Here is a 22,226-nt window from a genome sequence, read left to right on the forward strand (position 1 = left end):
TGTCCGCCCGCCAACTCCCCGACGGCATCGAGGCCGTACGAGTCCACGACGAGCCGTTGCAGCTCCTGACCGGCCCGGGGCACGAGTTCGCCGACGCCGGGGCCATCGTCCCCACGCGGCTCGCCGGGCACCGGATCTGGATGCCCGGAGTCGTCGCGGGCACGGAATGGGCCGCCTATTACGAGGATTTCGCCGCCGCGTTCGGGTTCACCATCGAGGCGACCGGACCCGAGTTCGGCACCGAACCGCTCCTCGACACGCTCGCGAAATCACCGGACCTCGCGACCTTCGTCGGGTCGGAGACCCGTCTCGTCTGGCCGCCCGAGGACGATCTGCGCCGCATCGACGTGCACGACCCGACGCCGGTCTATCCGCACTCCCTGGTCTGGCGCGGCGACAACCCCCACCCGGCCCTCGCCCTGCTCCGCGAACACTTCGCGAACGTCCGTACGCGGCCCGGCGCCGTCGGGACATGGGTGCCCGAATGGGCGCGCTGAGCCGCCGCGGCGCGTTCTACGCCTCCCAGGGAAGTGCCCGCCACGGGCCCGCCGGGTCCTCCATGAGCATCCGGTGCGGCTTGAGCACGCTCGCGTACCAGTCGCCGAACTCGTCGCCGTCGAACCGCAGCAGCCGCCCGAGCGCGTACCCCGCCGAGAACTCCGCCCATGACGCGTAGTGTTCGCGGCTCAGCGCCCCCGCCCGTACGATCGCCGCCCGCGCGACGTCCGCGCCGCACAGCCGCGCGCTGAACCCCCAGCGGGCGAAGTTGACCCCGCGCCCGTAGTCGTAGGCGACCGCGCTGGTGATGACGGTGTCGGGCGGCAGCAGGCCGTCCGCCCTGAAGCGCGCCTCGTAGGCGAGGATGCGTCCGATGACGCGCTGTATCGCGGCGTCGGCGCTCGGCGGGGCCGACAGCTCGTCGAGCGCTTCGGTGCAGGCGCGCCGCCAGTCGTCGTGGGCGGGCGGTACGCGCCAGGCGCGGGTGAGCCGCTGACGCACCCGAAGGGCGAATTCCGGTTCCGCCGGGCTGTTCTCGGCGGCGAGGAGCGTGTCCATCTGCTCCTCCCAGTCCCGCGCGGTGGTCGTGCCCCACAGGTCGTGGAGGAGCTGGCTGTCCTGTTCGTAGTCGTCGTAGACGTCGTCGAGGTCGTTCCACATCACGCCGTTGGTCACGGCCAGCAGCGCCCCGCAGCCGAGCCCGTGGGCCAGCGGGCCGCTCAGGGGGCCGGTGGCCTTGGTGAGCAGCCGCATGGGCCGCTCGTTCCGCGGAAAGCCCCGGGCGGCCTTCTTGGACACACGCCTCCAGCGCATGAGGTCGCGCGGGCGGGCCGTCAGATACATCTCGACGGGCGTCCCGGGATTGACCAGGAGGGCGAGGCGCGGATCGGCCCAGCTGCGGGCGAGGGTGTCCAGGGAGGTGCGTACGGCGACGATGCCGGGGCGGCGCGGCAGCCGCTCGCCGACCGTACGGACGATCAGACAGCCGCTGGATATGCTCCGCCAAGGGGCGTCGCCGCCCGCGTCGACCTGGTCCTTGGCGACATATCCGACCAAATCGGCCCCCGCGAGTACCCGAAGACACTCCTTGTTGTCCCCGCGCCCCACGGCCTCCATCAGCTCCCGCTCGACCTCGGTGACCGGCTGCCATGAGCGGGTGACCGTCTTCGCGCGCGCCCTTGAAGTGCTCACCGGCCAACTCTACTGAGGGGGGATGCAGGGCCGACGGGGGGTTGCCGGGTCGCCGGGGCCGGAGGGGCGGGTGCTCAGGGGTCGCTGATCAGTCCTGCCAGTGCGTCGTACGACTGCTGGATCAGCGCATTGCCGTGCTGCGGCGCGCAGTTGGCGAGGGCTACCAGGGCGATTCCGCGGCTCGGGCTGAACCCCGCGAAGGACGTGCAGCCCATCGTGCCGCCCGAGTGGTGGTAGAGGGCCGAGCCGTCGGGCAGAGGGCGGACGTTCCAGACGAGGGCGAGACCGTCCCTTCCGCGCGGCATGGTGAGGCGGGGGCGGATGACGTCCTGGAGGGCGGTCCGTAGGGGGTCCCGTCGGGTGGTCGTGCCCGTACCGTGCGTCAGCGCCTCCACGTACGTGAGCAGGTCGCGCGCTCCGGCTCGGACCGCTCCGGCCGCGGGCATGCCGGGGATGGCGAAGGGGGGACGCGGCCTGCCGTACAGGTAGCCGGTGGCTTCGGACGGACCGCCGCTCGTGCGCGGGGAGCAGTTCGTGTCGGTCAGGCCGAGCGGGGACAGGATGCGGGCGGTCAGCAGTTCCTCGTACGACAGCGGTTCTCCGTACGAGACGCCCCCGCCCGCCGTGCCGCACAGGGCGTGGCCCAGCAGCCCCACGCCGAAATTGGAGTACTGCAATCTGCTGCCCGGCCGGAACCGCAGCCGCGTGCGGGACAGGGCGGACAGGACGTCCGCGCCGGTGAAGTCCGCATAGGGGTTGCTGAGGAGCCGTCGCCCGGCCGCCGCGCGCAGGCCGGGGGGCAGCCGGGGGAGCCCTGAGGTGTGGGTGGCCAGATGGGTCAGAGTGATGGCCTCGGCGCCGGACGGGTAGCGGGTGCCCGGCGGCAGACGGCGTACGGCGCTGTCGTGGTGACCGACCTCGCCGCGGGCCGTCATCTCGGCGAGGAGCAGCGCGGTGAACGTCTTGGTGAGCGAACCGATCTCGAAGCGCGTACGGGCGTCGGCCGGTTCGCCTCCCTCGTGTCGTCTGCCATGCGTGGTGCTGCCGCGGGCGAGGAAGATCCGCTGGCCACGGTGGTACAGACCGGCTACGACGGCGCTCGCGCCGGGGGCGGCGGACAGCAGCGTGCGGGGCAGGAGGCCGTCCGTATACGCGCGGGTCGCCTTCGAGCCTGTGCGTACGCGGTACGAGTCCGGGGCGGCGCTCACCCGACAGACTGTCCGGGATCGTCCGGTACATGGCCGCCGTCCTGTGACAGGTTGTCGCCCAGCGTCCGGCCGAGCGCGAGGGTCCCCGCGACGACCGCCACGATGGTCGTGTGCTGGTGGTCCTCGAAGCGCTGCGCCGGGTCGTCGTCGACGGGGGCGTCGTCGTGGGGCACCATGCCGTCGGCGTGCTGGAGTTCCGCCAGCCGCTGCCAGTCCTCGGCCTCGGCGAAGGGCTCGGGCAGGCAGCTGCCGACGATCATCAGCTCGGCCATCAGGTCCCACTGGCTGGCCTCGGCCCAGATGTCCGTCCACATCGGCAGCCAGCGGTCCAGATAGCCGACGATGTCGGCGGGGAGGCCGGCGGGCATGCGGCCCCAGTCGGTGAGGTGGAAGACGGTGTGGGTGACGGCGTAGCCGGTCAGCCAGTCGATGTGCCAGGGCTCCGGCAGGCTGCCGAGCCAGGTCGCGCGGGTCAGCGACGCCCAGTCACTGGCCCCGGCGCCGTGGTCGTAACCGCTGATGCGGGCGGCGTTGGCGACGGCGAGCCGGCGGTTGGGATGCAGCTCGGAGGCGTGCGTCGCGCGCAGGGTGACGGTGTGGGCGAGGAGCCCCTCCAGCAGCTCGTGGCGGTAGCCGGAGCGGGCGAAGTGGGCGTACGTCTCCAGCGGGTCGGTCTTGAGGGGGTGCCGGAGGAGGCGTTCGTACAGCAGGGCTCCGTCGCCCAGTTGCTCCCAGCCGAAGTCCAGCAGTTCGCGCGCGAGGGTGAGTTCGGTCGTACCGGCCACGCCGTCGCGCAGCACGAGGGAGGCGGCGAGCGACGTCTCGGCGACCGCCTTGTACGACTGGTCGTCATGGGTGAGATCGGCGCGGGGAAGGCTGGAGAGCGCCCCGTACTCGCGGTTGGCGTGCAGCCAGGCCAGGGCCCGGCTGCTGATGTCGTGCGCGGTGCGCGCCGGAACGGGGCTCATGCGGGCTCCAGGCCGAGCAGTCGGCGGGCGATCGCGGTGTCCAGGGCGAGGCGTCCGCCGTCGCCGCCGGCCAGCTGGATGTACGTCGTCAGGGGCGCCGGGTCCAGGGGCAGCGCGATGCCGTCGGCTTGCAGCCAGGCCAGCCAGCGGGCGATGCGCGCGGCGGTGGGGAAGTCGCGCCGCAGGGTGGCCCGGCCCGCGCCGCGGGCGAGGCCGAGGGCGCCGGTCCGGGCGGCTTCGTGGACGGGCCCGTCCAGGCCGGGGAGCGCCAGCGAGGCGAGCCGCCCCATGCGTACGGACCAGGGGACCCAGCCTTCCCGTACGTCTCCGTCGGGGCCGCCGTCCACGGTGGGCGGCAGGTGGCGGGGCGTGGAGTCGTCGCACAGGGGAGGCCCCTGGGGGTAGGGCGGCTGAAGTGGCGGGGCGCCCGCGAAATCCGCCGGATCGGCGGCGGCCAGCAGGGTGATCAGCCCCCAGTCGGCCCACGCCATGGTCCAGTGCTGCTCGTCGCCCGCGGGCGGTGCGGGGGGCGGCGGCTGTACGGGCGGCAGCGCGTCGAGCGCGAGCCGGACCGCGTCGGCCTCGCCGGGGGGCAGGACCTGGCCGGTCAGCACGTAGGGCGCGAGGACGTCGGCGCCGAGCATCCGTACCGCGCCGAGGGCGACGGCGGGGTCGTCGGCCTCCTCCACATGGGCCGCCGCCACAGCCGTGCCCCCGACGCCCCGGAGGACGTCGAGGGCACGGCGGGCCAAATGGCCGGCTGATTCGCTGTGGGCAGTCCGTGACCGCTCGGAAATCACCGGCTCTTCGGCGCCTTCGGCGAGAGGATCAGGAGGAGCAGACCGCTTCCGATGCCTTCAGGCGCGGGGATCGGAGCGCCGCTGACCTCCGTTTCGGGCTGGGTCATCAGGTGACCGAGGGCTTCCTTGTCGAGTGCGAGGCCAGTCGGCTTGAGAGTCTGGACAAGCATCTTTTCTTCCTTCGAAGAGATTCATCACCACAACCGGTGATGCCCCGATGCCTTGTCCAAATTACTCTCCTATATCCCGCTATGCCCGTCGGCGGGTGCAACCCCCTTCCGAACAGGGAGAACGCCCGGCGAAGGTCTGTCAGGCGAACGGCACGTTCACGCACGCGAGGCGGGCCCCCGCCATGCCCGCGTGGCCGGGCTCGGTCGAGGTCTTGTGCTCGTGGACGACCACGGACCGCGCCTCCCCGTACCGGAAGTGCCAGGTCTGGGCCGCGCGCGAGCGCGCGTCGCCGTCCTCGTCGGTGGTGAGGTCGAGCCACACCTCGTTGCGCGGGTTGGCGTACGCGGGATCGGTGGAGGGCTGCTTCGGGTCGCGTACGTCCTGGTAGTGCGGCCCGGAGTCCTCCGGCTTGGCGCCGCACGGCTTGGAGTGCACATGCGCGCCGAACGTCCGGTTCGCCTGCACCCCCTCCAGCCGCAGGGCGACGGTCGTTCCCCCGCCCTCGTGCCGCCGCTCGGTGACCACCACACGGGCGGCCACGGGCACGGAGACCGGGTCGTAGGTGACGGCCGTGTACGGAGGGTGAGCGGCGGAGCCGAAGTGCTCGTCGACGGTCACGGTGGTGCTGTGCACTCCCGCGGTCGGGCTCAGGGCCACGGCCGCGGTCAGCATGGTCGCAACGAAGGGCATGTCCACTCCCTGACGGGTTCCACTCCCTGGCGGGAAGGATCGGATGCGGATGGGAATCCTGGGACAGTTCTTGCCGCCTCGGATCATTGCGGGAAGAGTGACTGCCCACTACCGAGTATCTGGACAACCCAGCCGCGCGCCTCCCGTGCTCGGAACGTGCTCAGAACATGCTCGGATGCTGCCCATCCGGGGTCTTGGGGCTCCAGGTGGGGGTGGGGCGGTGTTTGACTTCGGTGGCATCGGCGAGAGGGACGGAATTCACCATGGCTGACCAGCCTTCTGTGAGCGTCGGTGGTGTCACCTACCGGGTGACCCCCGAATACCTGGCCAACGCCTCCAGCAACACGATGTCCACGGCGGCGGAGATCGCCGGACAGCTGGCGGAGCTGAAGACCTATGTGACGAGCCTGGAGGCGAGCTGGCAGGGGCTCGCGCACAACCAGTTCCAGACTCTGATGACCGAGTACGACATCTACGCGCGGATGCTCCACGACGCCCTGGAGGGAATCTCCAAGGGCCTCCAGGGCAGCTACGTGAACTACAAGGACTCCGAGCAGCAGAACCTCACGAACCTCGCCGCGCTCGGCGAGGACGTGCCCAAGGCGCCGGCCGGCACCAACTTCAGCTGAGCCGGGTCCATTACCACCTGCTCGATTCGTCCGGTGTGTGCCGGGCGCATTTCTAGGAGTGTTCATGGCCGATATCGACGGCACGCCGATCTACGTCGGCGAGGGTCTCGCCGCGGCGGGCGGTGTGCTCAACTCCAGGGCCGCGGAGATCTCCGGCGAACTCCAGGCGCTGAAGTCCCAGCTGGCTCCGCTGGTCGACGCCTGGCGGGAGAGCCAGGCCGCCACGTACTACCAGGACATGCAGAACGAGTGGGACCTCGCGGCCGACGGGCTGTTCGGGCCGGAGGGCGTGCTCGGGCGGATCGCCAACGCCATGCACGTGAACTGGAACAACTACAGTGACGCCGAGTGGTCGAACATGTCCACCTGGAGGCACTGACCCCACCGCAGCCCGCGGGCTCGCGGCTGTGAGGTCCGACATCGAAGGAAACATCCGTGCCCGATGAACGCTGCCGGGTCACCGTGGTCGGCGAACGCAGGCGGGTCGACCTCGCGCTCCCCGCGCAGGCCCCGATCGCCGAGTACGCCGCACGGCTCGCCACCCTGTGCGGCCAGACCGAACCCGAGGCCATGCCCCCGGTCTGGTCGCTGGCCGAGTCGGGCGGCCTCCCCATGGCCCCCGGCGACTCGCTGGCGGCCGCGGGCATCGTGGACGGCGCCACGCTCTACCTGCGCGACCAGCGGGAGGCGGAGCTCGGCGAGCTGACCGTCACCGATCTCGACGAGCAGGTCTCCGGGGCGCAGGACTCCGACGGCCTGTGGAACGGGCGGCGGCGCGCGCAGTTCGTGCTGGGCGCCGGGCTCGCGGTCATGGTGGGCTCCGCCGGCTGGATCGGCGCGCACCGCCTCGCGAGTCTGGCCGCCGTGCTCTTCGTGGTCGCCGCCGTCTGCTCGGCGCTGCTCGCCTGGTACGCCCAGCGCAAGAACTGGCCGCTGCCGCACCCCGTGCGGCAGCTCCTCGCGCTGGCCGCCTGCCCGCTGCTGGCCTGCGTCGGCCTCGTACTCCCCGCCCACGGTTCGGTGTTCACACCGGTCCTGGTCTCGATCTGCGCCGTCGTCGGCGCGCTCGCCGGGCTCGTCGCGCTGCCCGCGCCCTCCACGGTGGTGCTCCAACTGCTCACCGTGGCGTCCGCGTTGTTCGTGGTCCCGCTGACCACCCTGCACGCGGGCCTGACCGGCTCCGCCGCCGTGGTGGCCGCCGTGCTGTTCATGCTCGCCGGGCTGCTGCCCCGGATCACCAGCCAGATCGCGGTGCTGGTGCCCTCCGGCCCCGACACGGGCTCCGCCGCCCTGGACCCCGGCGAGATCGCCGCCGTCGTCCGCCGCGGCAACGGGCTGCTGACCCTGCTCTCCGTCGTGACCGGCGTCTTCCTCGCGGCGGCCCTGCTCACCCTGAGCGCCTCCCGCGGCGCCTGCGGCCTCGCGCTCGTCGGCGTCGTCAGCGTCGGACTGCTGCTCCAGGCCGGTTCGGTGCGCGTCCTGACCGGCGTCGTCCCGCAGCTGGCCGCCGGGGTCGCCGGGCTGCTCGCCCTGGCGATCCGGGTGCCCGAGTACGTACTCGACACGACCGTCGCCGGGCCGATCGCCGCCTTCGCCGTGGGCGCCGTCCTCGTCGCCGTCGGCATCTTCCTGGCCTTCGGCGCGGCCCTGCGCCCCATCGAGCCCGAGCGCCCCACCTGGCCCGGCGGCCTCGCCACCTTCCTCTCGGTGGCCGGTCTGCCGCTGGCCGCCGGCGTCTTCGGCCTCTTCGGCTGGCTGGCGAATCTGGGAAGTGGTCTGTGAGCGGGCGGCCGGCGATACGGGCGTACGCGGCTGACCGCTACGGGCCGCCCGTACACCGGGAGCGCACCCCATGAGGGCCGCCGCGCAGCGCGTCGCGCCCGGCAGCTGGGGCGGCCACCGCACCATCGGCGCGGCCGTCCGCAGCGCCAAGCCCGGCGCCGTGATCACCGTGCAGGCCGGCACGTACACCGAGAGCCTGGTGCTGGACAAGGACGTCAGCCTCGTCGCGAAGGGCGCCGTGCGCCTCATCGCCGCCCGCGGGCCCGCCGTCACCGTGCACGCGGGCGCGGCCGAACTGCGCGGCTTCACCATCTCCTCCACCGCGCCCAGGGACGCCGCGGTGCTGCTGCGCGGCGGCGAACCGGTGCTGCGGGACTGCGAGATCACCGGCGGCCGGGTCGACGTCGCGGGCGCGGCGGCCGCGCTGCTCAGCGGCTGCTCCGTGCGGCAGGCCGAAGGGGTGGCGGTCTGGCTGGCCGGCACCAGCCGCACCACGCTGGAGAACCTGACGGTCGGCAGCTGCACCGGGGACGGTGTGATCGTCGAGGACGAGGCGCGGGCCGAGGTGAGCGACGCGCTGGTGGACGGCGCCACCGGGCGCGGCGTCCTGCTGACCGGCGGGGCGCACGCGACGCTGACCCGCTGCGAGATCCGCGGCAGCGGGGCCGCCGCCGTCCTGGTGGAGGGGCACGCGACCGCGGCGCTGCGCGAGTGCCGGCTGCACGAGGCGGCCGGTCAGGGCGTGTGGACCCGGGAGACGGCGGGCCGCCTCGCGGGCACGGCCGACGGCGGGCCGGGCCAGGACGCGGGCGCCCCACAGCCCTCCGAGGGGCGGGCCGCCACCGGAGCCTCCGCCTCCGGCGACCGTTCCGGTCGCAGCGCCCAGGGCGTGCGGCTGCGGGACTGCGAGATCTTCCGTACGGGCGGCGCGGGCGTGCTGGTCGACGGCGGCAGCGCGGCCCTGCTCGACGGCTGCCACGTGCACCACACCGGCGGTGCCGCGGTGCTGGTCACCGCGGAGGCCGCGGTCGAACTCGTCTCCGTACGGGCCGTGGACTGCGAGGACACCGCGCTGGTCGCGAGCGCCGCGGGGCGGGCCGACGCGCACGACTCCACCTTCGCCCGCACCGCCGCCAACGGCGTGTACGCGATCGGCGAGGCGGAGATCGCGCTGACCGGCTGCACCGTACGGGACACCGCCTACACGGCCGTGCACCTCGGCGGCGCGGCCCGCGCCACGGCCCGTGACTGCACCGTCAGCGGCACCCCCGAATACGGCATGCGCGTCACCGAACGGGCCGAACTCCTCGCCGAGGGCTGCGAGGTGACCGACGCGGGGATGACCGGGATCAGCGTGGAAGGCGGCGACGCCGCCGTGCGCGGCTGCCGCGTGACCGGCGGCCGGGAGGGCGTACGCCTGCGCACCACGCACCGGCCGCTGCTGGCGGACTGCGAGATCACCGCCCCCGGGGAGACCGGCGTGCGGATCGGCCGGGACACCGGCGCCCGGCTGGAGAACGTGAAGGTCACCGGCAGCGGCGGCGCCGGGCTGCTGCTGGAGGAGGACAGCACCGCCGTCGTGGAGGGCGGCGCGGTCCGCGAGGCACAGGGCAGCGGCGTCGTCGTACGCGCCGGGGCACGGCCCCTGCTGCTGGGCGTGACCGTCGCGGACGCGGCGAAGAACGCGCTGTTCGTGGAGGAGGGCGGCAAGGGCCGCTACGAGGACTGCCGCCTCACCAAGAGCCGCTTCCCCGCCGTCTACGCCGCCGCCCGCTCCCAGCTCGTCCTGCGCCGCTGCACCGTGGACGGCACCGAGACCGATCTGCTGCGGGACGACGAGGCCGTGGTCCACGCGGAGGACTGCCTCGTCGAGGACGTGGCCGAGCCGCTGCTGCCCACCCTCGCGGCGCCGGGGTCCGAGGAGAGGGGGGCCGGCGGGGCCGGTGAGGGCCGCAAGGCCGTGCCGGCCGTCGCCGGGGCCGGGGCGGCCAGAGGCGCCAAGGACGGCGACAAGGGGCGTACGGACAAGAGCGAGGACGAGCAGAGCGCCGAGGAGGCCGCGGCGAGGCTCGCCGAACTCCATGTCGAGCTGGACCGGCTGGTCGGCCTCGACGGCGTCAAGCGCGAAGTCGTCACGATGACGAAGCTCATGCAGATGGTCAAGGTCCGCCAGGACGCGGGGCTCGCCCCGCCGCCGCTGAGCCGGCACCTGGTCTTCGCGGGCAACCCCGGCACCGGCAAGACCACCGTGGCGCGCCTGTACGGCGGCTTCCTCGCCGCGCTCGGCCTGCTCAGCCGGGGCCACCTCGTCGAGGCCGACCGCGGCGACCTGGTCGGCGAGTACGTCGGCCACACCGCGCCCAAGACGACCGCCGTCTTCCGGCGCGCCCTGGGCGGGGTGCTGTTCATCGACGAGGCGTACTCCCTCGTGCCGCAGGGCCAGATGACGGACTTCGGCTCGGAGGCCATCTCCACGCTGGTGAAGCTGATGGAGGACCACCGCGACGAGGTGGTCGTCATCGTCGCCGGATACCCGGTCGAGATGAACCGGCTGATGGACTCCAACGCGGGCCTGTCCTCGCGGTTCACCCGCACCCTGGTCTTCGACGACTACACCACGCCGGAGCTCGTACGCATCGTCGAGCACCAGGCGGACAGCCACGAGTACGCGTTCACGCCGGAGACCACCGCCGCGCTGCACGAGTACTTCGAGACCCTGCCGCGCGGCGAGCAGTTCGGCAACGGGCGCAGCGCGCGGCAGGTCTTCCAGCGGATGACCGAGCGGCACGCGCAGCGCGTCGCCGAACTCGACCTGAGCGCCCTCGACCTGGCGTCGGCGGACGCGGCGCTGCTCACCACGCTGCTGCCCGCCGACCTCCCGCCGGGAGGCGTCACATGAGAGACGGCTCGACGAGACAGCGGCAGCACCGCCCCACGCGCCCGGCCCGGATGGCGCGCGGGAGCGGCACAGGACGTCGGACCGGGTGAAAGGCAGGTGACCCGCGGATGGCCGATCAGCCGACCCCGGAAGAGTGGCACGCCGATCTCCAGGCGCTGAAGGACGCGATCCAAGTCGTGAAGCGGGAGTCGACGACGATCTCCGAGCACATGACGTCGATCGACACCAAGATGAGCACGATCGGCACGCACTGGTCCAGCCCGGCCTACCACTCGTTCGACGCGATCAAGACGTGGTTCCAGAAGGGGCAGCACGACCTGGAGTCGATGCTGAAGGACATCACGAAGCGGATGGAGACCTCTTACACGAACTACCACAACGCCGAGAGCGCCAACTTCAAGAACCTCCACGACGACGGGGGGCCCAATGGCTGAACCGGCCGCGTGCGCGCCCCTGACGGCGCGTGCGCCCCTGCCGGCGTGCGACGGCGGTCGGGCGCGCGTGCGCCGCTGTACGGGCGTCCGCCGCCCCGTCTCGTACCACCGCCCCGCCCCGCGTGAGCGGAGCGGGGCGGCGGCGGCCTGCGGCGCGGGGTCACTTCGCGGGCGGATCCGGGAACTTGGACTTCCGGTCGGTGTGTCCGTAGACCTGTCCGGCGTGGTTGAGCAGGGCGATGTACTCGCCGAGCTTCTCCAGGGCGGAGCCGACCTGGAGAAGGGCGCGCTCCTGGGCCGGGTTGATGTCCGCGCCGAACTTCTCGGCGGACTCGGCGAACGGGTTCGCGCGGGTGTGTTTCCCGGCGCTCGGGTCGTACCCGGACGCGAGAGAGGTGTGGCCCTCCCCCTTCGTCTCGGTGATCGTGGCGCCCTGCCCGAAGACGGTGCCCTTGACGGCCATGACCTTCTTGCGGACTTCCTCGTACTTCGCGACCCCGCCCTTGGCCTCCGTGAGCATCGACGTCTCCGCGGTGCGCAGCGAGGAGGGGTCGATCTTGAAGTCGCCGGAGGGGGTGTAGTTGTCCTTCGGCGGCTCCGAGCCGCTGTCGGACCCGATGTCCTTCGGGTCGTCGTTGAAGGAAGGCGGCGCCGTCCAGGCGACCTTGTCGGTCGGCACCAGGCCGTCGAGGTGTTTGTCGTGGTCGGGGCTCGGCTTCTCGTCGCCGTCCGCTTCGGGCAGCGGGGTCGTGTCGTACTTCGAGGTTATGGGGTCGGTCACGAGGTCTCCTTCGTCTCTCTCCCGCCGGCCTCACAGCCGGGCGGCCGGGCGACGGTTCTGCGGAGTATCGCCAGGTTTACCACTTATAGAAGCAATTGTCAGCGCGGGGGCGTGTCCCCCGCACCGGGAGCAACCCCCAGGCACCCCAGTGGAGTTGCTGAGAAAGGCGAGTCATGGGCGACACCGGCAAGGCCGATTACGACACCTCCGTCATCAGCGTCTCCCCGAGCGGCCTGAAGACCGTCGGCAAGGAACTGGCGGGCCTCAGCAAGGACGTCGTCACGAGCCTCAACAAAATCCACACCACACTGGACGGGCTGAAGGTCAGCTGGCAGGGCAAGGCCGCCTCGGACGCCGATGAGGTGAACGAGGAGTGGATGCGGGTCATGAAAGAGCTGTTCGGCACCAAGGAGGACCCGCACAAGGGGGTCCTGCCCGCCCTGGCGGACGGCGTCGGCATGGCGGCCTTCAACTTCTCCACGGCCGAGGACGGCGTCGCCGAAGCCTTCACCAAGTTCCGGGAAGGTCTGACCTCGAAGAGCGGCGACGACAAGCCGAAGGACACCCCGCCCGACGCCGTGACCGACACCAACAAGACGGCGGTCACCATGACCTTCGATTGAGCCTCCGCTCCGACCCGAGCCGCTGCTCCGACCCGAGCCCGCTGCTCTGTCCTGAGCCACCGCTCCGCCGTGAGTCCGCCGCTCCGCCCGCTCCCGCAGTTCCGACAGCCCGCTAGGCAGCCAACGTGAGTCGAATCCCCTTCCACCGCCCCGTCCGTACGACGCCCCCTCCGATGCCGGAGGGGCGGACGACCCTGGCCAGCCCGCCCCAGCGGCCCCAGCCCCAGGGCGCGGCGGGCTGGCTGATGCTCCTGCTGCCGCTGCTGTCCAGCATGAGCATGGCGGCCTACATGGTCGCGTACGGCAAGGCGTGGATGATCCTGCTGGGCATCGCCTTCGTGGTGGTGTCCGTCGGCGTCACCATCGGCGTACGGATGCAGCTGCGCGGCAGCCGGCGCCGCAACCAGTACCGGCAGCGGGAGCGGTATCTGGAGTACCTCGCCGGGATGCGCAAGCAGGCCCTGCGCTCCCGGGTCGCCCAGCGCGCCGCCGACGTCTGGCAGCACCCGCACCCGGACCGGCTGTGGGCGATCGCCTCCCGCCGCCGCCGGGTGTGGGAGCGCCGCCCCGTCGACGGCGACTTCCTGCACCTGCGGGTGGGCACCGGCACCGTGCCGCTCGCCGCCGAGATGCGCATGCCGGACCAGAGCGACCCGACCATCGAGGTCGACGCCGAGTGCAAGCACGCCGCCGCCGAACTCGTCCGCACATACGGCACGGTCGAGGGCCAGGCCGCCTGGCTGGACCTCGCCAAGTCCGGCGTGGTCAGCCTGCTGGGCCCGCGCGCCCGCACCCGCGAGCTGGCCCAGTCGATGCTGCTCCAGCTCTCCGTCCTGCACGCGCCGGACGACGTGCGGATCGCGGTCGTCACCGGCGGCAACTCGGCCTGGGACTGGGCCAAGTGGCTGCCGCACGCCCAGCACCCCGACGCGGCGGCCCAGCGGCGCGAGCAGGAGCTCGTACCGCTGCTCGCCGACGACCTCGCCGGGCTCCACGAACACCTCCAGGAAACCCTCGACCAGGCCGTCGCCGCCCGCGCGGAGCGCAACAGCCGCATCGTCCCCGCCCGGGACGTCGTCCCCCGCCGCCAACTGGTGATCTTCCTCGACGAGTACGAGCCCGGGGCGCCCTGGGCCCGCTCGGCGCTCCTGGAGGACCTGATGACCGAGGCCGGCCCCGACCTGGGCATCCACGTGGTGTGCCTGGTCGAGGAGGAGGGCTCGGAGCCGGGCCGGGTGGACGTACGGGCCCGTACGGACGCCCGCGGCACCCTCACCCTGGAGGGCCGCGCGCAGGGCCTGCACGCCGCGGTCGACAAGGCCGTCATCGACGAGACCGCGCCCGGTGTCCTGGCGGCCACCGCCCGCTCGCTCTCCCCGCTGCGCCTGTCCGGCGAGCGCGACCAGGTCCTCTCCGAGCACGTCTCCCTCTCCACCATGCTCGGCGTCACCGACATGGCGACCTTCGACCCGGCCGCCCGGCGCCGCGCCCCCGACGAGAAGGAACTGCTCAGCGTCCCCATCGGGGTCACCGGCACCGGCGAGCCGCTGTCCATGGACCTCAAGGAGTCCGCGCAGGGCGGCATCGGCCCGCACGGACTCGTCGTCGGCGCCACCGGCTCCGGCAAGAGCGAACTGCTGCGCACCCTGGTCACCGGGCTCGCCATGGTGCACGCACCCGAGCACCTGGCCTTCGTCCTCGTCGACTTCAAGGGCGGCGCCACCTTCGCGGGCGTCACCGAGCTGCCGCACGTATCCGGCCTGATCACCAACCTCGCCGACGACCTCGCCATGGTCGACCGGATGCACAAGGCCCTCTCCGGCGAACAGCAGCGCCGCCAGCGGATGCTGCGCGAGGCCGGCAACGTCGACTCCGTCCGCGAGTACCAGCTCCGCCAGGCCGCCGGCGGCACCGACGTCAACGGCAAGCCGCTGGAACCGCTGCCCTACCTGCTGATCATCGTCGACGAGTTCGGCGAACTCCTCTCCCAGCGACCCGACTTCATCGACCTCTTCGTCCAGATCGGCCGCGTCGGCCGGTCCCTCGGCATGCACCTGCTGCTGGCCACCCAGCGCCTGGAGGAAGGCCGGCTGCGCGGCCTGGAGTCCCACCTCTCCTACCGGATCTGCCTGCGCACCTTCAGCGCCGCCGAGTCCCGCGCCGTCATCGGCACCTCCGACGCCTACACACTCCCCGCCATCCCCGGCTCCGCCTACCTGAAGGTGGACGAGACGGTGTACGAGCGGTTCCGCGTCGCCTACATCTCCGCGCCCTACCGCGAGTACGACCCGGACGGCGCCGGAGCCGCGGCCCTCGAACCCGTCCCGTACGCCGTGCACGGCGACCTCGCGCCGCTCTCCCCCGACGAGAGCGAGAAGACCGGCTGGGACTGGGAACTCGACGCCGGCCCCACCGAACTCCAGGTCGCCGTCGAGCGGCTGCTCAACAAGGATGCCCCCGGCCACCAGGTGTGGCTGCCGCCGCTGCCCGCCGCCTTCTCCCTCGACCCGCTGCTCGGCGAGGCCGAGGAGGACGCCGAACTGGGGCTGCGCTGCGCCGACTGGCCGCTCTCGGGCGAGATGAAGTTCCCCATCGGCGTGCTCGACGTGCCCTCCCGCCAGGAACAGCGGCCCCTCGTCCTGGACCTCGCCGGACGCCAGGGCCACCTGGCCCTCGTCGGCGCGCCGCAGAGCGGCAAGTCCACCTTCCTGCGCACCGCGATGCTCAGCGCCATGCTCACCCACACCCCCGACGAGCTCCAGTTCTACGCCATCGACATGGGCGGCGGCTCGCTGCACGGCCTCGCCGACGCGCCCCACGTGGCGGGCGTCGCCGGCCGCCGCGACGACGAGCGGGTGCGCCGCGTCCTCGCCGAGGTCGGCCGGCTCGTCAACGCCCGCGAGCGGATGTTCCGCGACCTCGGCATCCAGTCCGCCGCCGAACTCCGCGCCCGCCGCGCCGCCGGCGACCTGCCCGAGGGCGTACGCTCCGCCGACATCGTGCTGGCCGTCGACAACTGGGCCGCCCTGCACGCCGCCGACGAGGACGCCGTCAACACCCTCACCGAGATCGCCACCCGCGGCCTCGGCGTGGGCGTCCACCTGTGGCTGACCGCCAACCGCTGGGCCGAGATCCGCATCAACCTCCGCGACAACATCCCCGCCCGCCTCGAACTGTGGCTCAACGACCCCTCCGAGTCCGAGATCAGCCGCCCCAGCGCCCGCGCGCTGGGCCAGAGCGTCCCCGGCCGCGGCCTGACCCCGCCCGGCCTCATCCACCACATCGCGCTGCCCCGGCTCGACGGGGCCGACAGTGTGGAGGGCCTGCCCGAGGCCCAGCAGCGGCTGGTGGCCCGGATCGCGGCCGGCTGGCGGCGGCCCGCCGCCCCGGCGCTGCGCGTCCTGCCCGAGCGGATCACCGTCCGCGAACTGGCGGCCGCCGCCGCGCCCACGCCCGGCGAGCGCTGGGAGGGCCACGGCGCCGCCATCGGCCCGCGCGAGGTGCCCATCCGCCTCCGCGAATCCGACCTGCGCCCCGTCGGACTCGACATGACCTCCGCCGCCGGCTCCCCGCACTTCGTGGTCTTCGGCGACTCGGGCTCCGGCAAGACCGCGTTCCTGCGGTCCTGGATGCGCGGCCTCGCGGCCCGGCACTCCGCCCGCGACGTGCGCTTCATGGCCGTCGACTACCGGCACAGCCTGCTGGGCACGGTGCCCGACGAATACATCGGCGCCCGCGGCGCCAACGCCGACCTCGTCGCCGGGCAGGCGCAGGCCCTCGCCGAGACGCTGCGCTCCCGGATGCCCCCGGCGGACGTCACCGCCGCCCAGCTCGCCGCGCGCGACTGGTGGCAGGGTCCGGAGCTGTACGTCGTCGTCGACGACTACGACCTGGCGGCGGGCAGCATGGGGCGCGGCCCGCTCGCACCGCTGGCGGAGTTCATCCCGCAGGCGGCGGAGCTGGGCTTCCACCTCGTGCTGGCCCGCCGGGTCGGCGGCGCCAGCCGCTCCCTGCTCTCCGACCCGCTGCTCAGCAAGCTCAAGGAGATCGGCACGGACGGGCTGCTGCTCTCCGGCGACCACCGGGAGGGCGCGCTCATCGGCGACCAGCGCGCGTACCCCCGCGCGCCGGGGCGCGGCACGCTGGTCCGCCGCAGCCACGACGCGGTGGCCGTGCAGGTGGCTCTCGACGAAGGGGAGGGGCCGGTGGAGCCCGTGGAAGGGGCGGTGGAAACGGCTGTGGAAGCAGGCGTGGAAGGCGTGGAAGGCGTGGAAGCAGGCGTGGGAACGGCCGTGGAAGCGGCTGCGGAAGCGGAAGAACCCGAGGCGTACGAGGCCGTTCCCGACGACGCGCCCGACCAGCAACCTGTCTGACCCGCATCACGTCTGACCAGCGTGATGAACGAACAGCGCTACGCACGACCGGCATGACGCACCATCAGCGCTACGAACGAACAGCGCTGTGAGCGACCAGCACGAAGCTTGATCAGCGACCGTCTGAGAAGCGGCAGTACGCCCAAGGAGGGCGACCCCGACCATGGCTAACGCGGATTCCGTACTCCACTCCATCAAGATCGACGACATCTACGCGCTGGGGAACGCGTGGATCGAGCTCGGGGACGATCTCCACGAGCGTCGGGTCGCCGTCGACACGCAGGTCACCTCGCTCGGTATGACCGGGACCGCCGGCAAGGAGGCCAAGCGGGCGTGGAACGAGGGGGTCGCCAAGACCCTCAACGACGCCGCCGAGACCGCCTGGACCATCGGCCAGACGATCAACCGCTACGGCGAGGAACTGCACAAGGCGGCCGAGGAGTATGCGAAGAAGCTCAACGCCGCCATGTGGGCCGACATCCTCGGCGCGCTCCTGGGGGCCGTGTTCTTCGCCGTCGGGCCGCTGCTCGGCAGCCTGCTGACGATCATCGGCCAGGTGCTGGCCCGACTGCTGCCCATCCTCAGCCAGATGGCGGCCCGCCTCGGCAGCCTGGGCACCACGATCGTCGCCATTGGCGGCGGCGCCATCCTCGGTGCCGCGTCCGCCCTCGGCATCGACGTCGCGCTCGGCGAGGTGGGCGCGGCCATCGCCGGCACGGACTACGACGTCGACTGGGGCATGGAGGCGTGGAGCATGGGCATCGGCGGCGCCTTCGGCGCCATCGGGGGCGGCCTGGGGGCGGGTTTCAAATACCACCCGCACCCGGTGAAGCCCGGCCCCACCCCGAAGGCCCACACGGGACCGCCCGTGACGCCTCCCAAGGCCCATCCGACGGGCGGCAATCCGCTGTCGGGCGGTGGTGGCGGCGGAAAGAACGTCATCACTCCCCCGCCTGCCAAGCTGGGCGGCGGCGGCCACCAGTCGCCGATCGACGGCGGACCGGGCAAGGGCGACTCTCCCGGCGGCGGCCCGATCGCGGGCAAGGGCGTCTCCGGCCACGAAAGCCACCCCACCAACAGCGGGAACGCAGGCGACGGGCGCTCCGGCAACGTCGGCATGCCCAGCCCGAACGCGAAGCACGAGAACACCACGACGGCGCCGCCTCCCACGTCGGCCCCGCCGGCGAAGGGGCCCGGCTCGGGCAACCAGACGAAGCATGTGCAGCCCGGCTCCGGCCCGGCCGGGGAGGGGACCAAGCACGTCGCCCCCGCGCCGAACACGCCGGTCAACGGGCAGAAGGGCGTGACGGGCGGAGGCGGCCACGGCTCCAACGGCAACCGCGCCCAGGACGGTCCTCCGGCGGCCAACCCGCCGGCCAACAGCAAGAAGGAAGTGACCGGCGGAGGCGGCAACGGCTCGACCGGCAACCGGTCCGAGGGCAATGCCCCGGTGACCAACCCGCCGGGCAACAGCCGTAAGGACGGGGCCGGGGGCGGCAACGGCCAGAACGGCCGCCGGGCGGACGACGGCGCTCCGGTCTCGAACCCGCCGGCCAACAGCCACAAGGAAGTGTCCGGGGGAGGCAACGGCTCCAACGGCAACGGCTCCAACGGCAACCGGTCCGAGGGCAGCCGTTCCGAGGGCAACGGCCCGGTGTCCAACCCGCCGGGCAACAGCCGTAAGGACGGGGCCGGGGGCGGCAACGGCCAGAACAGTCACCGGACGGATGACGGCGCCCCGGTCACGAACCCCCCGGCCAACAGCCACAAGAACACGACGGGCGAGAACGGTCACCGGACGGATGACGGCGCCCCGGTGTCGAACCCGCCGGCGAACAGCCACAAGAACACGACGGGTGAGAACGGTTCGAAGGTCCCGCCGGGCGAGGGGAATCACCGGGACACCAACAGCAACAACGGCAGCGACAGCAACAACGGCAATTCCAGCAACAACAGCAACAGCAACAGCAACAAGACGACCGTCCCGCCGGGCCAGCCCCGTAGGACGAATGAAGGCCAAGGCGGTCCCGGCGAAGGCAAGGACAACTTCTCCGGACCCGGCCACCGGTTGGGTGGTTCGGGGGACAACCCGCATGGCGTGCGGGTGCAGGACCCCGGCAAGACGGGGGATGGCGCGAATTCCGACTCCGGTGGCCGGAGCGGCAATCCGATGGATAACCCCGGGCACCGGTTGGGTGGTTCGGGGGAGAACCCGCATGGCGTGCGGGTGCAGGACCCCGGCAAGACGGGGAGCGATGCGAATTCCGGCGGCGATGGCCGGAGCGGCAATCCGATGGAGAATCCGGGACACCGTCTGGACGGTAGGACGGAGAACACCGGGGGAGTGCCGCCGCGGGACCCCGGCAAGACGGGTGACGATGCGAATTCCGGCGCCGGTAACCGGAGCGGCAATCCGATGGAGAATCCGGGACACCGTCTGGACGGTAGGACGGAGAACACCGGGGGAGTGCCGCCGCGGGACCCCGGCAAGACCGGAGACGATGCGAACTCCGGCGGCCGGAGCGGCAACCCGATGGATAACCCGGGACACCGTCTCGGCGGCGGAAAGCCGGATTCCAACGGGATCTGGAAGGAGCCGCACCCCGACGGCCGGACCAACGGGCCGGGGCAGGCTCAGCCCACCGGCCGGGGCCACGACTACCCCGCGACCCACTACAACCGCCCTGAAGAGAACGGCTCGGGCGGGGCCGGCAATACCGGCGGCAAGTCGGGCGACACGGTAGGCAGGGACCCGTTCGCCGGGCCGGGCAAGGAGCTGGGCAAGGGCCAGAAGGACCCGTTCGGCCACCTCGATCCGCGTCCGGAGCGCACGTCGGGCGACAAGGGCGCGGGCAACCCGCCGGCCGGCGCCCCCAAGCCGCCGGCGCGCAAGGAAGCCGGCTACGACGGCCGGCCCGCCACGCTCGACGACCTCCCCGGCGGGCGTCCGGGCAACAGCGGCAAGGGCTCCGGCGAATCCGGCGGCGGCCTGCGCCCCAACCACGGCAACAGCAGCACCACCAATGTCGAGACGCAGTCCCACGGCAGCGGAAACGGAAGCCGTCCCGGAGCCGGTACGAACTCCGGCAAGGGCACGACCACCGGGTCCCCGGCGACCCCTGGAAAGCTGCGTCCGGCCAATCAGAAGACGCTCGACGATCTGATAGCGCCCGGCGGAGCGGGCAACCGCTCCAACGAGTTCGAGGACCGCGGCACCGCCCTGGCGAACGGGCCGGAATCGCGGCGTCCGGGCGGGAGTCTGCCCGAATCCGGGCCGGCGCCGACGTCATCGCGTCCGGCGGGCGAGTCTCCGGGCGCGTCGGGCCCGAAGCCGGGCGAGCGCGCACCGGAATCGGGTGGGCGTGCTCCGGAGCCGGGCGAGCGTGGTCCGCAGCCGGGCGAGCGTGCTCCGGCGCCGGGGACGTCCGGAGAGCACGGGCAGCCGGTGCCGTCCGGAGCGAAGGGAACTCCGGGCGGGGCGGGTGGCCGCAACAGTGGCACGGACGGTGAACCGCCGCAGTCCCAGAAGCGGTTGAACGACGCCAATCAGAAGACCCTCGATGAGCTGACAGGGTCCGGTGACGGCCATCGGGGCAACCGGACCAATGAGTTCGAGGAGAACGGCAGCGCCCTGCCGGACCCGGCCCGGCACCGTACGGGCCAGGACGTCGTCCGGTTCGGCGAGCAGCAGGGAATGTCGTATGGCGAGGCGCGCGACTGGGGTCACAGCTACGCGGACGCGCAGCGTGACGGTCATGACGCCCGTAATCGCTGGGAGCAGGACTTCAACGACCGGCTCGATGAGCTGAAGGGGAACCACTCGCCCACCCCGGAAGGCAAGGGCAAGGCCCCGGCCGGCGACGGGAATCGGGAATCGGAGCCGGTCTCGGACGGAATGGGCCGCGGCGTCGCGCGCTTCGGTATAGACCGGGGGATGTCCCCTCGGGAGGCGCAGAACTGGGGCGACCGGTACACGGAAGCGCAGCATGAAGGTCATGAGGCGCGTAACCAGTGGGAGCGGGAGTTCAACGACCGGCTCGACGAACTGAATACGGCGCATTCGCCCAACGGCCGGGACGGCGAGAACACACCTCCCGCCGGTGAGGAGACAGGGAGCCTCGCCCCCACCCCGGAGCGGGTGGGCAGGGACATCGCGCAATTCGGCGAGAGCCGTGGAATGTCGCATCAGGAAGCGCGCGAGTGGGGCGACCGGTATGCCGACGCACAGCACGATGGCGGTGTCGAGGCGCAGAATCGGTGGGAGCGGGAGTTCGAGAACCGGCTCGACGAGCTGAAGCTGGAGAACGAATTCCACCAGCACCGGAACGGTGCGGACGGGGCCGGTAGGGGGGCCGAGAACTCGGGCCCGTCTCCGGAGCGGGTCGGTATGGACATCGCCAAGTTCGGCGAGCGCCGGGGGATGACTCCCCAGGAAGCGCGGAGCTGGGCCGACCGGTACGCGCAGGCCCAGCACAGTGGCGACCGGGAGAGCCAGACCCGGTGGGACCGCGAATTCGACAACCGCCTCAACGAGCTCGAATTCGAAAGGGAACTCAACAACCGGCACCGCCTGAACAGCGACCCCACGTCCGGTTCCCGTGGCGAGGGCCGGGGGAACCGGTCCAACGAGTTCGAGGAGCCCGGCCGCAAGGACGAGCCGCAGGGCGGGCGCGACGGCCGGAACGACCTCGGTTCGAGCAATGCCAAGGGTTCCGGCCGCGGTGACAGCGACACGGACACGGGCAGTGGCACCGGCCGGGGAGAACACTCGGACGACGGCCCGCAGGCCGAGCCGCAGACGTCGCCCTCCGGCCAGGGGCGTCAGACGCAGGTAGCGGTACTGGAGCGGCCCAAGCCGGAGTCCCCCGCCGCCAAGTCCCCTGCCGGGGCCGACACCGGCAAGAGCGGGGGCAAGCACGCGCCCACGTCGTCGTCCGCGTCCGACGACGCGGCGGCCCACGGTGACCACCAGTCCGGAACCACGGGCCGGGCCCCCGGCGACGGGGAGCGCGGCGGCGTGTCCACGAAGACGCCGTCCGAGGGCTCTACGACGGTGACCGACGGGCGTGGCCACGGCCACGACGGCGCACACGACGGCGCACACGACGAAGGCCAGTCCCACCTGCCGCCGACTCCCGAGCGGACGGGCGCGCACGGCACCGACGCGCCGCCCGCGCAG

The 22,226-nt window shown here is 72.5% G+C and carries 15 protein-coding genes and 1 pseudogene; 9 read left to right on the forward strand and 7 right to left on the reverse strand.

Features of this window, described 5'->3' with window-relative positions:
* A partial coding sequence (locus ACFU99_RS06040) for a LysR substrate-binding domain-containing protein (RefSeq protein ID WP_384386441.1) occupies nucleotides 1-497 on the forward strand: 497 nt, incomplete at its 5' end.
* A 16-nt stretch (nucleotides 498-513) separates the two neighbouring features.
* Here ACFU99_RS06040 and ACFU99_RS06045 read toward each other — a convergent pair.
* The 6 genes from ACFU99_RS06045 to ACFU99_RS06070 all read right to left on the reverse strand — a co-directional run bounded on the left by ACFU99_RS06045 (nucleotide 514) and on the right by ACFU99_RS06070 (nucleotide 5,526).
* Entirely contained in the window at nucleotides 514-1,689 is a 1,176-nt protein-coding gene (locus tag ACFU99_RS06045; RefSeq protein ID WP_384386444.1) for a DUF1266 domain-containing protein, read from the reverse strand.
* Nucleotides 1,690-1,763: 74 nt separating this feature from the next.
* Entirely contained in the window at nucleotides 1,764-2,897 is a 1,134-nt protein-coding gene (locus ACFU99_RS06050; RefSeq protein WP_384386447.1) for a serine hydrolase domain-containing protein, read from the reverse strand.
* Nucleotides 2,894-3,865 carry a DUF6895 family protein gene (locus ACFU99_RS06055; protein WP_384386450.1) on the reverse strand — a complete coding sequence of 324 codons (972 nt, stop codon included), beginning with the start codon at nucleotides 3,863-3,865 and terminating at the stop codon, nucleotides 2,894-2,896. The genes ACFU99_RS06050 and ACFU99_RS06055 overlap by 4 nt, the downstream gene beginning before the upstream one ends.
* Nucleotides 3,862-4,617 (reverse strand): hypothetical protein, encoded by a 756-nt coding sequence (locus ACFU99_RS06060; RefSeq protein ID WP_384386453.1) that lies wholly within the window; start codon nucleotides 4,615-4,617, stop codon nucleotides 3,862-3,864. Before ACFU99_RS06060 ends, ACFU99_RS06055 begins: the two co-directional genes overlap by 4 nt.
* Before the next feature lie 44 nt (nucleotides 4,618-4,661).
* On the reverse strand, nucleotides 4,662-4,835 hold the full coding sequence (locus tag ACFU99_RS06065) for a hypothetical protein (RefSeq protein WP_384386456.1): 174 nt from the start codon (nucleotides 4,833-4,835) through the stop codon (nucleotides 4,662-4,664).
* Nucleotides 4,836-4,974: 139 nt separating this feature from the next.
* Nucleotides 4,975-5,526: a superoxide dismutase family protein gene (locus ACFU99_RS06070; protein ID WP_384386459.1), complete on the reverse strand. Its 552-nt coding sequence runs from the start codon at nucleotides 5,524-5,526 to the stop codon at nucleotides 4,975-4,977.
* A gap of 263 nt (nucleotides 5,527-5,789) precedes the next feature.
* Between ACFU99_RS06070 and ACFU99_RS06075 the strand changes: the two genes are divergently transcribed.
* From ACFU99_RS06075 to ACFU99_RS06095, 5 genes are all read left to right on the forward strand, one after another.
* A complete protein-coding gene (locus tag ACFU99_RS06075; protein WP_384386461.1) occupies nucleotides 5,790-6,155 on the forward strand; it encodes a WXG100 family type VII secretion target in 366 nt (121 codons plus the stop codon).
* A gap of 64 nt (nucleotides 6,156-6,219) precedes the next feature.
* Nucleotides 6,220-6,534, forward strand: a complete 315-nt coding sequence (locus ACFU99_RS06080) for a WXG100 family type VII secretion target (RefSeq protein WP_363227520.1) — start codon at nucleotides 6,220-6,222, stop codon at nucleotides 6,532-6,534.
* A 56-nt stretch (nucleotides 6,535-6,590) separates the two neighbouring features.
* Nucleotides 6,591-7,937, forward strand: coding sequence for an EsaB/YukD family protein (locus tag ACFU99_RS06085; RefSeq protein ID WP_384386463.1), 1,347 nt, complete (start codon nucleotides 6,591-6,593; stop codon nucleotides 7,935-7,937).
* Nucleotides 7,938-8,007: 70 nt separating this feature from the next.
* Nucleotides 8,008-10,836, forward strand: a complete 2,829-nt coding sequence (locus tag ACFU99_RS06090; RefSeq protein WP_384386466.1) for a right-handed parallel beta-helix repeat-containing protein — start codon at nucleotides 8,008-8,010, stop codon at nucleotides 10,834-10,836.
* 107 nt (nucleotides 10,837-10,943) lie between these two features.
* A complete protein-coding gene (locus ACFU99_RS06095) occupies nucleotides 10,944-11,270 on the forward strand; it encodes a WXG100 family type VII secretion target (protein ID WP_384386469.1) in 327 nt (108 codons plus the stop codon).
* Between the two features lie 160 nt (nucleotides 11,271-11,430).
* On the opposite strand, the gene ACFU99_RS06100 is transcribed toward ACFU99_RS06095, so the two are convergent.
* Entirely contained in the window at nucleotides 11,431-12,051 is a 621-nt protein-coding gene (locus ACFU99_RS06100; protein WP_384386472.1) for a hypothetical protein, read from the reverse strand.
* A 173-nt stretch (nucleotides 12,052-12,224) separates the two neighbouring features.
* Here ACFU99_RS06100 and ACFU99_RS06105 point away from each other — a divergent pair, with 173 nt between their 5' ends.
* From ACFU99_RS06105 to ACFU99_RS06115, 3 genes and pseudogenes are all read left to right on the forward strand, one after another.
* Nucleotides 12,225-12,674 carry a WXG100 family type VII secretion target gene (locus tag ACFU99_RS06105; RefSeq protein WP_384386475.1) on the forward strand — a complete coding sequence of 150 codons (450 nt, stop codon included), beginning with the start codon at nucleotides 12,225-12,227 and terminating at the stop codon, nucleotides 12,672-12,674.
* A 125-nt stretch (nucleotides 12,675-12,799) separates the two neighbouring features.
* Nucleotides 12,800-17,047 carry a type VII secretion protein EccCa gene (gene eccCa / locus ACFU99_RS06110; protein WP_384386477.1) on the forward strand — a complete coding sequence of 1,416 codons (4,248 nt, stop codon included), beginning with the start codon at nucleotides 12,800-12,802 and terminating at the stop codon, nucleotides 17,045-17,047.
* A 163-nt stretch (nucleotides 17,048-17,210) separates the two neighbouring features.
* Nucleotides 17,211-22,226 (forward strand): annotated as a pseudogene (locus ACFU99_RS06115) (hypothetical protein); the annotation flags it as partial.

This window comes from Streptomyces sp. NPDC057654, assembly GCF_042800135.1.
Lineage (GTDB): Bacteria > Actinomycetota > Actinomycetes > Streptomycetales > Streptomycetaceae > Streptomyces.

Coding starts and splice junctions, on each gene's coding strand:
- ACFU99_RS06075 (WP_384386461.1), top strand. CDS start 5,790: ATGGCTGACCAGCCTTCTGTGAGCGTCGGTGGTGTCACCTACCGGGTG.
- ACFU99_RS06095 (WP_384386469.1), top strand. CDS start 10,944: ATGGCCGATCAGCCGACCCCGGAAGAGTGGCACGCCGATCTCCAGGCG.
- ACFU99_RS06065 (WP_384386456.1), bottom strand. CDS start 4,835: ATGCTTGTCCAGACTCTCAAGCCGACTGGCCTCGCACTCGACAAGGAA.
- ACFU99_RS06055 (WP_384386450.1), bottom strand. CDS start 3,865: ATGAGCCCCGTTCCGGCGCGCACCGCGCACGACATCAGCAGCCGGGCC.
- ACFU99_RS06070 (WP_384386459.1), bottom strand. CDS start 5,526: ATGCCCTTCGTTGCGACCATGCTGACCGCGGCCGTGGCCCTGAGCCCG.
- ACFU99_RS06105 (WP_384386475.1), top strand. CDS start 12,225: ATGGGCGACACCGGCAAGGCCGATTACGACACCTCCGTCATCAGCGTC.
- ACFU99_RS06080 (WP_363227520.1), top strand. CDS start 6,220: ATGGCCGATATCGACGGCACGCCGATCTACGTCGGCGAGGGTCTCGCC.
- ACFU99_RS06090 (WP_384386466.1), top strand. CDS start 8,008: ATGAGGGCCGCCGCGCAGCGCGTCGCGCCCGGCAGCTGGGGCGGCCAC.